The sequence below is a fragment of the Sphaerospermopsis sp. LEGE 08334 genome (genome assembly GCF_015207205.1).
Taxonomy (GTDB): Bacteria; Cyanobacteriota; Cyanobacteriia; order Cyanobacteriales; family Nostocaceae; genus Sphaerospermopsis.
In genome coordinates, this window is sequence record NZ_JADEXH010000014.1 from 54,635 (window position 1) to 69,591 (window position 14,957).

Genomic DNA, 14,957 nt, shown 5'->3' on the forward strand with positions numbered 1-14,957 from the left:
GCGAAGCCAGTCTTAACTTCTAGAGTATATCATAAATGATTCTGGGAAATTGCTAAAAATTTGGTTTTGTACGGTAATTACGACCACAGTTATCAATTGATAATTGACAATTGACAATTGATAATTGTTTCATTCAAGGCTTAAAACCTCCCCTTTCAAGGGGAAAAAAGCAAAAAATTCAGCTTTTCAATCCTCTCCCTTCAAGGGAGAGGAAATTAATTGTCAATTGTCCATTGTCAATTGTCCATTATTGAACAGCTATCAGCAGTCAGTGGTGATATTTTTTTGGGTTTTATGGGTAATCTGATAACTAGGAAAGGAGGATTGCTGTTTTTTAGTGTTTACAGCAGCAAGTATTGATACATGGCTAGTTCTGGTAGTGATTACTTAGAAAAACGTCGTCAGCAAATTGCAAGAAAGCAAAGAATTGTTACATATATTTCTTTATTGGGCTTCGGTGGTTCTATATTGTTTGGGGGGTTTAGTACGATTCAACGGGCTTGGCAACAACCACAGCAATCGGTGGTTGAATCGGCTGAGACTGAGTTAGAGAAACAAATTAAGGGTTATGAGTTGGTTTTGCAGCGTGAACCTAATAATCAGGTGGCGTTGGAGAAGTTGTCAGTGATGAAGTTACAAATGGGGGATAATCAGGGTGCGATCGCTCTGATGGAAAGGTTGGTGAAGTTGCATCCTGATCGGGAAGATTATAAAACTGTGTTGGCGGATGTAAAAAATAGAGCAGAGGGAAATAATCAAGCTGCTAAATAGGTAAGCTATTACGCATTTAAATTTTATCAAGTAAATAAGTTTAACTCTTGTGGGGTGGGCATCCCTGCCCGCCCTAATATTTGCCCTAATATTTGCCCTAATATTTAATGTTTACAATGAAATCAGGTGAATGCCATGCCATAACCTATCCTAGCCAACACAAACATACACAATGGTAAATTATGGACAGTATGAAACTTGATATGAAACTTGATCTGCCAACTGATCTACCCACCCAATTACCAGATCATACTCAATTACCCTGTGAAGATGGAACTATAGTGAAGAATTTTCAAGAACATCCTCAAAGTATTTTATTAACAGAATCAATTTGGTCTAAATTACAGCAAATTCATCCAGATAAACAATTTTGTATAGGTCAAGATAGCGGTATTTATTGGCGTATTACTGACCCACCACAAAAAGGAGCAGAAGCACCAGATTGGTTTTATGTTCCTGATGTACCGCCAACTTTAAACGGTCAAATGCGCCGTTCTTATGTGATGTGGCAAGAATTTGTCGCCCCTTTCATTGTGATTGAATTTGTTTCTGGTAATGGTGCTGAAGAAAGAGATGAAACTCCATATTCAGGTAAGTTTTGGGTGTATGAAAAAGCCATTAGAGTACCTTTTTATGGAATTTATGAAGTGCAGAAAGCATCTTTAGAATTATATAATTTAGTTGAAGGAAAGTATTATTTAATGTCACCTAATGAAAGGGGGCGTTATCTAATTCAAAAAATGGGTGTAGAGTTGGGTATTTGGCAAGGAACATATAAAAATGTAGAGTTACCTTGGTTAAGATGGTGGGATTTAGATGGTAATTTATTGTTAACAGGAGAAGAACAAGCAGAACAGGAAAAACAACGGGCTGAACAGGAGAAACAACGGGCTGAACAGGAGAAACAACGGGCTGAACAGGAAAAACAACGGGCTGAACAGGAAAAACAACGGGCTGAACAGGAAAAACAACGGGCTGATAAATTAGCGGCAAAGTTGCGAGAATTAGGAATAGAATTAGATGAGTAAATAGACATTTAGTGAAAGTTATTGTCGGGACAATACCCTGTGGTAAGCAAGCTACATGAATTGTCTCTACACATTTTGGGGATATAATTAATAAATTACAGAGAAAATAGGAGTGAATAAAATTATGCTCCCATTCACCACAGAAGAAACAATTTACAACTCAGAAGAACAACTGATTAATTTTCCCACCCAACATGATCTCCCCTGTGATGACGATGACGTTATGGAAACTCTGCGACATAAATATCAAATGGATTTACTTTTGGAAACCATCTACCCTTGGTTAGAAAAACGTCAAGATGGTTTTGCCGCAGGGAATATGTTTGTTTATTTTAGTCCCTACCAAGTAAAAAAATATGATTATAAAGGTCCTGATTTTTTCTGTGTTTTAGATGTATCACAACAGGAAAGAAAAAGCTGGGTAGTTTGGGAAGAAGGAAAAACCCCTGATGTGGTAATAGAGTTATTATCAGAAAGCACTGCTAATTATGATAAAACTAAGAAAAAATTAGTTTATCAAGACCGGATGCGAGTACCGGAGTATTTCTGGTATGATCCTTTTAATCCTGATGATTGGGAGGGTTTTGCTATTGTTGAGGGAGTATATCAACCTCTCACCCGTGATGAGAAAAATCGCTATATTAGTAAGAAATTGCAATTAGCTTTAGTGTGTTGGCAAGGTGTGTATAGAGGTGTGGATACGGTTTGGTTACGGTGGGAAACTTTAGATGGTGAGTTGCTGTTAACTGATAAAGAGGTTAGTGAACAGGAAACACAACGTGCTGAACAGGAAAAACAACGTGCGGATGATGCAGAATTAGAAATAGCGAGGTTAAGGGAATTATTGAAAAATGCTGGTGTTGATGTCAATGGTTTAGAGTAACAATCAGGTGATAGATCCCCGATTTCTTGAAGAGGTTGGGGATCTGGATATATTAGGTAGATAAGTTGAAGTTAAGGTTTTAAACAATGAAAACTTTAGTTAAATGGACGGTTGCCGACTATCATAATATGATTGCTGCTGATATTTTAACAGGTCGAAACTGTGAATTAATAGATGGGGAAATTATAGAAATGAGTCCCGAATTACCTCAACATTATAATACTGCTAAAAGAGGTGTTAGTTATTTAGCCAGTCTTTTACAAGGAAAAGCGGATGTTAGGTTTAATGGTCCAATTACGTTATCTAATTCTGAACCTGAACCAGATATTGCAATTGTTAAATTGCCTGACTCTAAATATGATCAACATCATCCTTATGCAGAGGATATTTTTTGGTTAATTGAAGTTGCTAATACGAGTTTAGCTAAAGATTTATTGATTAAGAAAAAGGTTTATGCTGAGGCAAAAATACCTGAATATTGGATTATTAATTTACAAAGTAAAGAATTAATTGTTTTTCGGCATCCTGAAAATGGTGATTATTTGGTGGAAATGAAATGGCAAGAACCAATAATTAATCCTTTAGCTTTCCCAAATGTTGATATTATTGTTAGTCAGTTATTAATTTATTCTGTCTGATAGCGAAGCGTGGCGTAAGCCATATCAGGATGTCCAGGACACCCTTCGGGAAGTCAAAAGTCAAAAGTCAAAATTTTATTTATTAATGTTGTAATTATGTCTTTTAATAAATACAAAAATATTGCTGATGTTTTACAGGAGTTTCCTATCACTTATTCTGAAAGGAATTTTATTGAACAAATACCGATAGAAATTGATCCGTATTTTCAAAATAGATTAAACTTTCTATTACAGGAAGGGGTAATTTTCAATTCAGAATATGCTATTTGTGAAAGTATTATTTATCCGATTTTAGTAGAGGTATGGAGAAATTACGCTGATAAATTACTGCTGTGGAGTCATCAAGCATTAAATTATGATGAAAATTTATCTGGTATTCCTGATTATATGATTGCCCAACGTTCTCCTAGAGGAAAGGTAATTTTAGAGAAACCTTATTTAATTATTGTAGAAGCAAAAAAGGATAATTTTGAGGAAGGTTGGGGACAGTGTTTAGCGGAGTTGGTAGCAGCACAAAAAATTAATGGTGAGGAAAATAGTAGGTTGTTTGGGATAGTTTCTAATGGTAAATTGTGGGAATTTGGATTTTTACAAGCTGTGGATTTTGTGAAGAATGTTAAATATTATGTGTTGGATGATTTACAAGCATTGATGGAAGCTGTTAATTTTTTATTTAATGCTAGTTTTGAGCAGGTGAAATGATATAATAGAATACAGGAAAGATTAAATTAACTTTTCCATTTATTTATGAAAACCATACCTATTCAATTGCCAGAAACAGTATTTTCTTCCCTACGGAGAAATCCAGAAGAGTTTGTACAGGAAATGAGAATTGCTGCTGCTGTTAAATGGTATGAGTTAGGTGATATTTCGCAAAATAAAGCTGCGGAAATAGCTGGTTTAACTCGTGCTGAATTTATCAATGCTTTATCACGTTATCGTGTGGATTTTATGCAATATACGGCGGAAGAATTAGCCGAGGAAATGGCAAATGTTGATTAATCGCATTATCATTAATTCTTCTCCTCTGATTGTTTTGTTCAAAAGTAAACAAGCTAAATTATTCTGAAAACTCAAGCGGGTGAATAACCAAATTTTAAATTTAGCAAGGAGAGCTAACAATGTTAACTAAAAGGATTCCCATTTTAGAAAATGGCGATCGCATGAATCGTTTTGAATTTGAAAAACGCTATGAACAAATATCTGAAAATAAAAAGGTAGAATTAATTAATGGAGTTGTTTATATGGCTGCTGCTTTACGATATAAAGGTCATGGTTTTCCTCATAGTTTAATTATAACTTGGTTGGGCTTATATGTTTCCCAAACTCCGGGGGTAGAATTAGCTGATAATACAACAGTCAGATTAGATATAGACAATGAACCTCAACCGGATGCTTTACTGAGAATTAAATCAGAATTAGGGGGACAATCTCGCATTAGTGATGATGATTATATTGAAGGTGCGCCGGAATTAATAGTAGAAATTTCTGGTTCAACGGTTTCCTATGATTTACATGATAAGTTAAATGTCTATCGTCGTCATGGAGTGAAGGAATATATTGTGTGGCGAGTTTATGATCAAGAAATTGATTGGTTTTATTTAGATCAAGGAGAGTATAAAAAACTTGAACCGGATAATTTAGGTTTAATTGAAAGTCGGGAATTTCCGGGATTAGTGTTATCTGTTAATGCTTTACTTGAGGAAAATTTAGCTGAAGTTTTAGGGGAATTAGGGAAAAATTTAAAGTCAGAAAATCATAAAAGTTTTATTGAAAAGTTATATCAGAGATAAGATCCCCGACTTCTTTTTTTATTTTGTTCACAAATGATCAATTGATGTTAGAAGTCGGGGATCTGGTTATGAACGATTGCTATAGCTGAATACTTGTGTTTATTCTAGTTCAATATCACGATTTAAAACTTGTGAAATTTGATAAGGACATTCTGCGGGAAAGTCTAAATCGGTTTCTTTGGTAGCGTCTAAACTTGCATTCAGATAAGCCTTTTTTAGCCAATCATCAGCAAGATATTTTTGTAAGCTAGGACTATCTTCTAAGTAGAATGCAATATTATTTCTCTCTCTTTTAATGGTTATTTGCCAACTTCGGGAACGTTTTTCTGGTTGATAATCCCATTTAAGTAAATGATGAATAATTAAACGCAGACTACTAAGCAATTTATCTCTTTCTCGTTTGGACAAATCTTTAATTTCCTCTACTAAATTTTCAATATCTAATTCATCAAATTTCCTTTGTTGTAATTTCGCTGCCATTTCTTCAGCCCAATAAGCATAATCTTTGTTATACAGACTACTCATTTTCTTTTACCTCATGAATGTTTTTCAGGATAACAGTTATCATCTAATAGTTGTTCTAAGGAATAGGGGCAATTTTCAGGAAATACATTTTTAGATAATCCCGTTTTTGTACTGACAATTTTCACAGCAACATTATAAATGTTTTCTAATTCTTGAATTAATTTGTTTTTTAAAGTTGTCGTTAAATTATTATTTAAGTCATCTCGAAAAGCTATAATTTCTCCTCTCCAATGATGATAATTGCGTTCATATTCCTGTTGCCAATATTCTAACAGTAAAATATGAATTATGATTTGTCTTAACAGACTTCTAACTTTATTTAAATCATTCCTTCCCAAACTTTCTAACTCCTCAATTAAATTTTCTATGTCTAAATTTTGTAAATCTTTGGTTTTTAAAATTTTAATGGTTTCTTCTAACCAGAGATAATCGTCAATTTCATACAGTTGTTTTAGTTGGTTTTGTGTGATGTTGAACATCATATAAATTCCTTTTTTTAGTAGTAGTTATTCATAATTGGTTATTTTCTATTATATCACACTCATAATTACCCTGAGTTCATCTTTCATAAAATCACTCCTTCCTTTCTAATATTCATGAAAAAAGGAGTATTTTTAGAGTTAAAATCTTGAGTTTCCGCAAAAACGCGAGAAATAACTAAATCAAATTATAAGGATAATTCAGAAATAAAAACACTTGTTATTTCAACTTCCTGAGAATAGTTAAACGGTTGTTTTAATACAATTAGAATATCTATATCAGAATCAGCATGATGATCACCTCTAGCACGAGAACCGAACAAAATAACTTGATCTAAATTATCTTGATAGGTTTTTTGGAGGAATGTTTTAACTTTCTCTAAAATTTTATTTACTATTAGTGTTTCCATATTTTAATTATTTTATTTTCTTCTGGTAATCTTCCCAGGATATTGTACCGTTTACCTTTGCGTCTTCTAATTCAGCAACCGCATCTGCAATATCCTCAGCATCTTCACGTTCAGAAAAATTTAACAGTTCCAATACATCTTCTAGTGTGTCTTCATAAACTTGTTCTAGTCGTTCATAAATTGCTTTCAATAAAGCTTGTTTTCTATTTGTGGTTTCCATTTTTTCACCTATTCATAGTACAAAATTACAGAGATGGTAATTTTTGCCTGATATACCTCATTATAATCAAAGTTACCAAAAAAGTAGGTTTCCTTGCGTTAACCCAACCCAATACTTGTCGGTTAAGCTCAAAATAATAAAATTTGTAGGTTGGGTTGTTCGCGTTAGCGTTGCGACGCAATGGAACGAAACCCAACGTTTACAAGGTTTTGTTGGGTTTCACTTTGTTCAACCCAACCTACTTACTTGACATTTTCCTAACTACGGAGGAATAGACGAATTTAATATTATTCCATAAATAAACTTGATTCTACATGAAAAAACTCTCCCAGTTTTCGCGCTTGTTCTGCATTTATTTTTTCTTGTCCATTGAAAATATTATTAACTATATCTTCAGTCCCGAATACCGCTACTAAATCCTCTCTATTTTTATCAGATTCCTCTAACAAAAATAATAACATAGACTCTGGTTTATTCTGCTGATTTAATTGATAGTGTTCTTGTTCAAATTTTTCAATTAAAGTAATTAATAACTGATAAATTTCATTTTCTTCAGGAGTCCGTTTCCGGTGCATTAAATCTTCTACTATTGCTAAAGCTTGCTCATTTTCAGCTTCAGTTTTGATCAGCTTAGGAAGATACGCTGTTAATAGTTCCTTGTATTTATCTGGATTAAAAGTAAGGGTCATTATCATTTTTACTCTGATAATTGGTTATTTTCCTGATACTCTTTGATTTTTGTATATAAACTAGCAACTGTTTCTTCAGCGAATAATTTTTCCTTAGTCTGTAAATAATCACCTTCACCAAAATTACAAGCAGCCCAAAATTTTAAAACTTTTGATGGTTCTAAATGTGTCAATAAAACTTGAATTACTTCTTGCATATTTTTTTCTTCATTAATAACTTTAATTTTCATGGTTCTGTCTCCTCAATTCCCTTTAGCAATTTCACCAATTGTAATTACACTGAGGTAAGGTGTTTCTGGAAGTTGTTCATCTAGCCAATTTAAAACTTTTTGATTTGGTTGTTTATGAATAGTCTCAGAAATTAAGCAAGTATCAAGAAGATAATTCACAGGAATTAAGTTATGGGATAAAATTGTCACGGGGTAAACTTTTATTTCTACTCAGGTCTAATTCTTCAGCTACTTCAGTTAATGGAGATTGACGAAAAAATTCGGAAAGTTTACTAGGTTGTTCTGTAAGGGTTTTGTCGTTTGGATGATCCAGAGTAAGGCTTTGTGCTAGTAATTGGATGATGTACATTTTTTCAGGGGTAGAGAGTTGAAGCAGTTGTTTTTCAAGTTCTGGAATAACCATAGTTTTATTTGGATTGGGGATAATTATTATCTTCTCTGGTCTAACAGTACCGCTATTGTTGATGTTAGATCAGCTAGGCGTTGTGGTCAATCGTTAAGTATTATTACTATGGGTACTGGTGGGGTAATAATTTTAGCAAAAAGCCGGGGACTTATTTCTAATATATCTCCAGGAATTGAGGCTTTACGAGATGCGGGGTTATGGTTGTCAGATAATATAGTGAATATTCTTAAATCTCAAGTTTGTGAATAAAAATATAAATCAGTTTAAAAGCATTGAATAATGATTTTTGGGTTTGCTGATGTTAATTGTAAAGATTTATTTCAATAAATATTCACGTATCTAGGAGATGATAGATTTTGGTCAACTTTGGGTATTCTACGATTATGGGGGTAATTTAAGGAGCGATACCTATGGTGAGCCAATTTAGCCAGTCTAAATTTTTGAAGCCAATGACTTTTTAAGTGCAAAGTATTTCTTTATTCATGCAACTATGAAAAACTTTCTTTATGATGTTTGTATAATTGGTGGCTTAGGTCATGTAGGTTTACCTTTAGGTATTTCTCTTGCAGAAACAGGTAAAAAGGTAGTTTTATATGATATCAATGCTGCGACAATAGATAAGGTTTCTCAGGGTGAAATGCCTTTTATTGAAAAAGGGGCAGAACCTATTTTACAAAAGGTGTTAGAGCAGACTTTATTTATTTCTAATAATCAACAAGTAATTGCTGATAGTTATTTTGTGATAGTTGTCATTGGTACACCAGTAGATGAGCATTTAAACCCGCAATTTACTTTGTTTAAAAAGTTCTTCAATGATATAATTCATTTAATTTCTGATGAACAACATATTATTTTACGCAGTACAGTTTATCCGGGAACAACAGAGAAGATTAAAAATTATTTAGAATCTAAAAATAAACAAACTAAGGTTTCTTTCTGTCCTGAAAGAATTGCTGAAGGTAAGGCGATGGAAGAATTAAAATCCTTACCACAAATTGTATCATCTTTTGATGAAACTGCGGAAAATGAAGCTAAAACATTATTTCAATCACTCACTGATGACATTATTTCCCTAACACCTGTAGAAGCAGAATTAGCCAAATTATTTACTAATTCTTGGCGATATATTCAATTTGCCATTTCTAACTATTTTTACCAAATTGCTACTCAAAACAACTTAGATTTTTATAAAATCTACGATGCTATTACCTATAAATATCCTAGAGCAGCAAATTTTCCCGCACCTGGTTTTGCAGCGGGTCCTTGTTTGCTCAAAGATACTATGCAGGTAGCAGCTTATAGCAGTAATAGCTTTTTTATGGGTCATACCGCTATGTTGGTTAACGAAGGTTTACCCAATTTTGTTGTCAATAGATTACAAGAAAAATATGATTTAAAACAAAAAACAGTCGGTATATTAGGGATGGCTTTTAAAGCAAATAATGATGATAAAAGAGAATCGCTTTCCTATAAACTGAAAAAGGTTTTAGAATTTGAAGCTAAAAAAGTGTTATGCTCAGATGTATACATTCATGAAAGTGATTTTGTCAGTGCAGAAAATTTAATAGATAATTCAGATATAATTATTTTGGCTACTCCTCATTGGGAATACCAAGATTTAGTTATTAGTGAACAGAAGATTTTGGTAGATGTTTGGAATTTTTATGGACAAGGAGGACTATTTTAAATGAAGATTTTAGTAACTGGTTCAGCAGGTTTTATTGCCGGGTATTTAATAGAGGAACTTTTACAACATGGTCATGAAGTTGTAGGCATTGATAACTTTTCTAAATATGGTAAGGTGAGCAAAAGTTATGATCAACATCCTCACTATCATTTTGTAGAAGGAGATGCTAAAGATGTTAAATTACTTAAAGATTTGATAGCAGAATGTGATCAGGTAGTAGCTGGTGCTGCTATGATCGGTGGGATTTCTTTATTTCATGAATATGCTTATGATTTATTAGCAGAAAACGAGCGGATTATTGCTTCTACATTTGATGCTGCTATTTGGGCTTTTAAAACTCAAAAATTGCAGAAAATTAATGTGATTTCTTCTTCAATGGTATTTGAAAGTACCAATGTATTTCCCAGTCCAGAAGGTGAACAATTAAAATGTCCTCCTCCTCTATCTACCTATGGGTTTCAAAAATTAGCCTGTGAATATTTCGCTCAAGGAGCATGGGAACAATATAAATTACCCTACACGATTCTTAGACCTTTTAACTGTATTGGTACTGGAGAAAAACGGGCTTTATGTGATAAAGAAATTTCCTCTGGTAATATTAAATTAGCCATGAGTCATGTTGTACCAGATTTAGTACAGAAGATTTTAAAAGGTCAAGATCCTTTATATATTCTTGGTTCAGGAAATCAAATTAGACATTATACCTATGGAGGAGATTTAGCGAAAGGGATTAGAATCTGCGTTGAAAGTGAAAAAGCAATTAATGAGGATTTTAATCTTTCAACATCAGTTTCTACTACAGTGTTAGAATTAGCTGAATTAATTTGGCAAAAAATTAAAGGTGATAAACCATTTAATTATATTTCTGAGCAACCTTTTAAATATGATGTACAAAAGCGGATTCCTAGTGTAGAAAAAGCTAAGAATATGTTAGGATTTGAAGCTACTACATCTTTAAGTGAATCCTTAGATGAAATTATTCCTTGGATTCAAGAGCAAATAGAGATAGGAGGAATATAATTGATATGAAAAAATTTAAAGTAGGAATTAAGTTATTTGGAATAGATACTTTTGATATTAATAAACAGGGAAATATTCAAGGTGATGAATTAATTGGTAGGGGATGGCATAAGTATTTAGCCAGACATGAAAAAGTTGAGGTGACAGATATTTATGGCGCACAAGATTTGATGAGAGCAGATTTAGATGTAGTTATTCATTTTAATCCGTTTTTGGAATTACATCCCACGGCGAAAAATATTCTTTATCTGCAAAACGCTTTTCCCAAAGAAACCTATCCGGGGGGAACAGTGGGTGTGTTTGAGAAGATTAAAGATAGATTTGAGGGTTATATTTATACGAGTCAAAGATTAAAAAACTTTTGTGGAGATGGTGCTGTGGTAGAGTTTGCCACAGATCCAGAGTTTTTTAATCCACAACCTGCGGGTAAATATAATTTTCCAGTTTCTTTTGTGGGTAATGGGATCAGAAGTCCTGATGTCAATCAAAGATATATTGCTCCGGCTTTACCGTTTGGTTTGGTAATATATGGCAATATGTGGCAACCTCCCTTGTCTCAAGCATGGTTAGGAAAGCTACCTATGCCAGATTTACCTGTGTTATATTCAGATTGTGATATTAATTTGAATGCTCATATTACGCAACACGCGGAGTTAGATACTATTAATTTAAGAATTTACGATATTTTAGCTTGTGGGGGTTTTGTATTATCGGATCATGTAGATTCTTTGGTGGAAACTTTTGGTGATTTAGTACCAATTACTGATGGTTATGAAGATGAATGGGCTAAAATTAGTTATTATTTATCTAATACTGAATTGAGGAAGAAAAAAGCAGAAGAGGGAAGGAAATTAGTTCTGAGTCATCATAGTTATGAACACAGGATGGAAACTGTAGTTAAGTATCTTAAAGAAATTTTGTAATAAAGGAATATGAATATGGTTAATTTAACAAGAATGGAAGAAATTAATTCTGTTTGTATTGGTTATTCTGGTCAACATCACTGGCAGTTTTTTAGGGAAGCTTTATCTCATCCTGATATCAAGAATATTTGTGTGATTGGTGTGTATTATGGTCGAGATATAGCTTACATGAAAGCTATAGCAGAAGAATTAGGTAGAACTGATTGTATGATTGTGGGGGTGGATAAATTTGAAGATCGTTTTTGTGATGATTGGCCGGAAGAGAAAAGAAATTTAACTTGGCAGGAAGCAGGTTTTGGTCAAGCTCCTGATTTACAAAAAACTAGGTCTAATTTATTAAAACTTGGCTTGAGTGGTAATGTATTTTTGGTGTCTGATTTTGATGTGAATTTTCTGCAAAATACTGCTCAGGTGTTTGATTTTATTTATATAGATACGTCCCATGATTATGAATCAGTGAAAAATCTGATTAATTTAGCTTTAAGGAAAGTTAAGCCTCATGGTTTTTTAGCAGGAGATGATTTTTCTGATGAGGGAACTTGGGGAGTTGCTAAGGCTGTGAGGGAGTCTTTTCCAAAGTTTCAACTGTTTTACAACTGGATTTGGCTGGCATCAATAAGTTAATTAGAAGGATAAAATCAAGAGAAATAAATTATTAAATAAATAATCATAATGAAAAATAAACTCAAAATAGGTATACGTCTTTTCCAAACTGGCACTTTAGATATTAAAGGGGGGAATGTTACTGGTGATGAACTCATAGCCAGAGGCTGGCAAAAATCCTTATTAAAAACTGATTTCGTGGAATCAGTTAACTTATATAACATGAATGATGTAATAGAAGAAAAACTAGATGTTGTCATTCATTTTCATCCCAATCAACCATTACATCCTCAAGCTAAAAATCTTTTTTATCTGCAAAATGCCTACCAAAAACCTCAACATCTTGGTAAAACAGGTGGAGCGGGGCTAATTTATGAAGGTGGCACAGTGGAGGCATTTCATAACTTCATCAAAAATAAATATGATGGCTATCTTTTCACCAGTCAAAAATTAAAATATCATTGTGCTGATGGAGCAGTTATTCCCTTTGCTACCGATGCAGATTTTTTCTATCCTCAAACCTGTGGTTTATATGAATATCCCCTTTCTTTTGTGGGTAATGGTATTAGAAGCGCATCGGTTAACCAACGCTATTTTGCACCCCTGATTAATTTGGGCTTAGTAATTTACGGTAATATGTGGACAATACCCCCCTTAGACAGCGTTTGTCGTGGTTTGTTACCCATGCCAGATTTACCTAAATTATATTCTGAAAGTTTAATTAATCTCAATGCCCATATTAGTGAACACTTAGAATGGGAAACTATTAATTTAAGAATTTACGATATTTTAGCTTGTGGAGGTTTTATTATTTCCGATTACTTTGAATCCTTGGAAAATACCTTTGGTGATACCCTTGTTTATAGTGATGGTTATGAGGATATTTGGGCGAAAGCAGTTGAATATTTAGCCAATAGTGAGGAACGAAAAAGACGCAGTGAAGAAGGTAAAAAATTAGTTTTAGCTCATCATACCTATGATCAAAGAATGAAAGTATTATTGGATTTTTTACGAGAAATTATTTAATATCAATGCACTGATTCACTATACAATTCTTGTAACTTATTTAGTGTTATATTTGCCATAACTACCATCCTGTTGGTGAATCATGATTAAATTTTATATTATGTATAGAGCAATAGCTTGTGCTGATTCAACTACCCTATCTCAAAGGTAACATAATTTCCAGCCTTACTATTTAGTTAAAATTTGTTAAAAATTATCAAATAATGAAACTCCCTGGATAAATCTGGGTATAAAAGATACAATGTTTCAAAATTACCAAAACATCTATGAAAATCCTATTTAGTAATCCTCCCTGGTGGGAAAACAAAGAAAGTGGTTATTGGCGTGCAGGTGTGAGAGCAGGTTCTCGTTGGCCATTCACCTACCTAGTCAGATCCGCACCAGACCAGTATCAATTTGGTGACTATTTACCCTATCCCTTCTTTATGGGATACGCAACCACCTATACCCAGAAAAAAACGCAAACAGATGTCCGATTTCGTGATAGTCTCGCTATCCGAGAATCCTATCAAACTTATTTTGACCACTTACAAGAGGAAAAATATCAATATATCTTCATAGAAATAGCTACTCCTAGTTGGGAACATGACAGCCAATTAATTAGACAAATTCATCAACTGCTTCCTGATTGTAAAATAGTTGTCACAGGACCAATTACCACAACAAAATCAGAGGAAATTCTCAATAACTACCCAGTTTATGCTTGTATTCGTGGTGAGTATGAAAAAGGTAGTGTCCGTGTAATTAATGGAGAATCCGGTATTATTGATTATGATCTTCTGACAATAGAAGAAATGAATCAATCTCCTTTTCCCTACTTTGATGAACTACACGCTTATCGTTATTGGGATGCAAACCCCATAGGACAAAGACCACCCCATGCTCAAATTTGGAGTAGTCGCGGTTGTCCTTTTAAATGTATTTTCTGTGTATGGCCAGCCGCCATGACTGGCAATGATCCCGAAGGTAAAAACCCGCGTACAGTTAGACAATATTCTCCAGAATATATGGAGGCTTTTGTTCGAGAATTGATAGAACGCTATCAATATAAGTGTATTTATTTTGATGATGATACCTTCAATTTAGGTAATCGTCACGTTTTACAAATGTGCGAAGTGATGGGTAGGATTGGTATTCCTTGGTCTGCTATGTGTCGAGCAGATACAATTCCTTTAGACACTTGGAAAGTGATGAAAGAAAGCGGTTGCTTTGGAGTAAAATTAGGCTTTGAAAGTGGTAATCAGTATGTGGTAGATAAGATAGTTAACAAACATCTTGACTTAGAATATGCCAGTCAGGCAGTTTTTGAAGCTAAACGATTAGGGATGACAGTTCATGGTACTTTCACCTATGGATTACCAGGAGAAACTCAAGAACAAATGTTAGATACTAAGCGGTTTATTGCTTCTTTACCTTTTGACACTTATCAAGAGTCAGGAACAGCAGAAATTGAAGGTACTCCTTTACATACTCTCAGAGAAAAAGGTCAACTAGATCGCTATCAAGGTGCAACAATGGATGGTAATTATCAACGTCAAGTTGATGGACATAAAAAATTCCAAAGTTTAGTGGAAAGTCTGAGAACTAATTAACGAAAACACGATTTATTTAACAAACTAGGTAACA

Annotated in this window: 22 protein-coding genes; 14 read left to right on the plus strand and 8 right to left on the minus strand. The window is 33.6% G+C overall.

Annotation, left to right across the window (positions count from 1 at the left end):
* Positions 1-363 precede the first annotated feature (363 nt).
* The 7 genes from IQ237_RS10095 (at position 364) to IQ237_RS10125 (ending at position 5,113) form a co-directional block, all read left to right on the plus strand.
* The gene (locus IQ237_RS10095) at positions 364-771 is read left to right on the plus strand and encodes a tetratricopeptide repeat protein (RefSeq protein WP_194054649.1); all 408 of its coding nucleotides are present in this window, start codon (positions 364-366) and stop codon (positions 769-771) included.
* Between the two features lie 182 nt (positions 772-953).
* Entirely contained in the window at positions 954-1,799 is an 846-nt protein-coding gene (locus tag IQ237_RS10100) for a Uma2 family endonuclease (RefSeq protein ID WP_194054651.1), read from the plus strand.
* Between the two features lie 124 nt (positions 1,800-1,923).
* Positions 1,924-2,682, plus strand: a complete 759-nt coding sequence (locus IQ237_RS10105) for a Uma2 family endonuclease (protein ID WP_194054653.1) — start codon at positions 1,924-1,926, stop codon at positions 2,680-2,682.
* Positions 2,683-2,768: 86 nt separating this feature from the next.
* Positions 2,769-3,320, plus strand: coding sequence for a Uma2 family endonuclease (locus tag IQ237_RS10110; protein WP_194054655.1), 552 nt, complete (start codon positions 2,769-2,771; stop codon positions 3,318-3,320).
* Positions 3,321-3,416: 96 nt separating this feature from the next.
* On the plus strand, positions 3,417-4,022 hold the full coding sequence (locus tag IQ237_RS10115) for a hypothetical protein (protein WP_194054657.1): 606 nt from the start codon (positions 3,417-3,419) through the stop codon (positions 4,020-4,022).
* A 45-nt stretch (positions 4,023-4,067) separates the two neighbouring features.
* Positions 4,068-4,322, plus strand: coding sequence for a UPF0175 family protein (locus IQ237_RS10120; protein WP_194054659.1), 255 nt, complete (start codon positions 4,068-4,070; stop codon positions 4,320-4,322).
* Between the two features lie 119 nt (positions 4,323-4,441).
* Positions 4,442-5,113, plus strand: coding sequence for a Uma2 family endonuclease (locus tag IQ237_RS10125; RefSeq protein WP_194054661.1), 672 nt, complete (start codon positions 4,442-4,444; stop codon positions 5,111-5,113).
* 99 nt (positions 5,114-5,212) lie between these two features.
* Here the strand turns inward: IQ237_RS10125 and IQ237_RS10130 are convergent, their stop codons facing one another.
* The 8 genes from IQ237_RS10130 to IQ237_RS10165 form a co-directional block, all read right to left on the minus strand.
* Complete coding sequence (locus tag IQ237_RS10130; RefSeq protein WP_194054663.1) at positions 5,213-5,638, minus strand: DUF29 domain-containing protein; 426 nt, start codon at positions 5,636-5,638, stop codon at positions 5,213-5,215.
* Positions 5,639-5,649: 11 nt separating this feature from the next.
* A complete protein-coding gene (locus IQ237_RS10135; protein ID WP_194054665.1) occupies positions 5,650-6,117 on the minus strand; it encodes a DUF29 domain-containing protein in 468 nt (155 codons plus the stop codon).
* 188 nt (positions 6,118-6,305) lie between these two features.
* On the minus strand, positions 6,306-6,527 hold the full coding sequence (locus IQ237_RS10140) for a nucleotidyltransferase domain-containing protein (protein WP_228019978.1): 222 nt from the start codon (positions 6,525-6,527) through the stop codon (positions 6,306-6,308).
* Positions 6,528-6,534: 7 nt separating this feature from the next.
* The gene (locus IQ237_RS10145) at positions 6,535-6,747 is read right to left on the minus strand and encodes a hypothetical protein (protein WP_194054667.1); all 213 of its coding nucleotides are present in this window, start codon (positions 6,745-6,747) and stop codon (positions 6,535-6,537) included.
* A 287-nt stretch (positions 6,748-7,034) separates the two neighbouring features.
* Positions 7,035-7,436, minus strand: coding sequence for a type II toxin-antitoxin system HigA family antitoxin (locus IQ237_RS10150; protein WP_194054670.1), 402 nt, complete (start codon positions 7,434-7,436; stop codon positions 7,035-7,037).
* An 8-nt stretch (positions 7,437-7,444) separates the two neighbouring features.
* Positions 7,445-7,666 carry a hypothetical protein gene (locus IQ237_RS10155; RefSeq protein WP_194054672.1) on the minus strand — a complete coding sequence of 74 codons (222 nt, stop codon included), beginning with the start codon at positions 7,664-7,666 and terminating at the stop codon, positions 7,445-7,447.
* Positions 7,667-7,678: 12 nt separating this feature from the next.
* Positions 7,679-7,825, minus strand: coding sequence for a hypothetical protein (locus IQ237_RS10160; RefSeq protein ID WP_228019981.1), 147 nt, complete (start codon positions 7,823-7,825; stop codon positions 7,679-7,681).
* A 10-nt stretch (positions 7,826-7,835) separates the two neighbouring features.
* Positions 7,836-8,069: a hypothetical protein gene (locus tag IQ237_RS10165; RefSeq protein WP_194054674.1), complete on the minus strand. Its 234-nt coding sequence runs from the start codon at positions 8,067-8,069 to the stop codon at positions 7,836-7,838.
* Positions 8,070-8,177: 108 nt separating this feature from the next.
* Here IQ237_RS10165 and IQ237_RS10170 point away from each other — a divergent pair, with 108 nt between their 5' ends.
* The 7 genes from IQ237_RS10170 (at position 8,178) to IQ237_RS10200 (ending at position 14,923) form a co-directional block, all read left to right on the plus strand.
* Entirely contained in the window at positions 8,178-8,321 is a 144-nt protein-coding gene (locus IQ237_RS10170; protein ID WP_194054676.1) for a DUF3368 domain-containing protein, read from the plus strand.
* 241 nt (positions 8,322-8,562) lie between these two features.
* Entirely contained in the window at positions 8,563-9,759 is a 1,197-nt protein-coding gene (locus tag IQ237_RS10175) for a nucleotide sugar dehydrogenase (RefSeq protein WP_194054686.1), read from the plus strand.
* Positions 9,760-10,779 carry an NAD(P)-dependent oxidoreductase gene (locus IQ237_RS10180; RefSeq protein ID WP_194054688.1) on the plus strand — a complete coding sequence of 340 codons (1,020 nt, stop codon included), beginning with the start codon at positions 9,760-9,762 and terminating at the stop codon, positions 10,777-10,779.
* A 5-nt stretch (positions 10,780-10,784) separates the two neighbouring features.
* Positions 10,785-11,702, plus strand: a complete 918-nt coding sequence (locus IQ237_RS10185; protein WP_194054690.1) for a glycosyltransferase — start codon at positions 10,785-10,787, stop codon at positions 11,700-11,702.
* Positions 11,703-11,717: 15 nt separating this feature from the next.
* On the plus strand, positions 11,718-12,326 hold the full coding sequence (locus IQ237_RS10190) for a class I SAM-dependent methyltransferase (protein WP_194054692.1): 609 nt from the start codon (positions 11,718-11,720) through the stop codon (positions 12,324-12,326).
* Positions 12,327-12,374: 48 nt separating this feature from the next.
* Positions 12,375-13,331: a glycosyltransferase gene (locus IQ237_RS10195; RefSeq protein WP_194054694.1), complete on the plus strand. Its 957-nt coding sequence runs from the start codon at positions 12,375-12,377 to the stop codon at positions 13,329-13,331.
* A gap of 266 nt (positions 13,332-13,597) precedes the next feature.
* Positions 13,598-14,923 (plus strand): radical SAM protein, encoded by a 1,326-nt coding sequence (locus IQ237_RS10200; RefSeq protein ID WP_194054696.1) that lies wholly within the window; start codon positions 13,598-13,600, stop codon positions 14,921-14,923.
* Positions 14,924-14,957 lie beyond the last annotated feature (34 nt).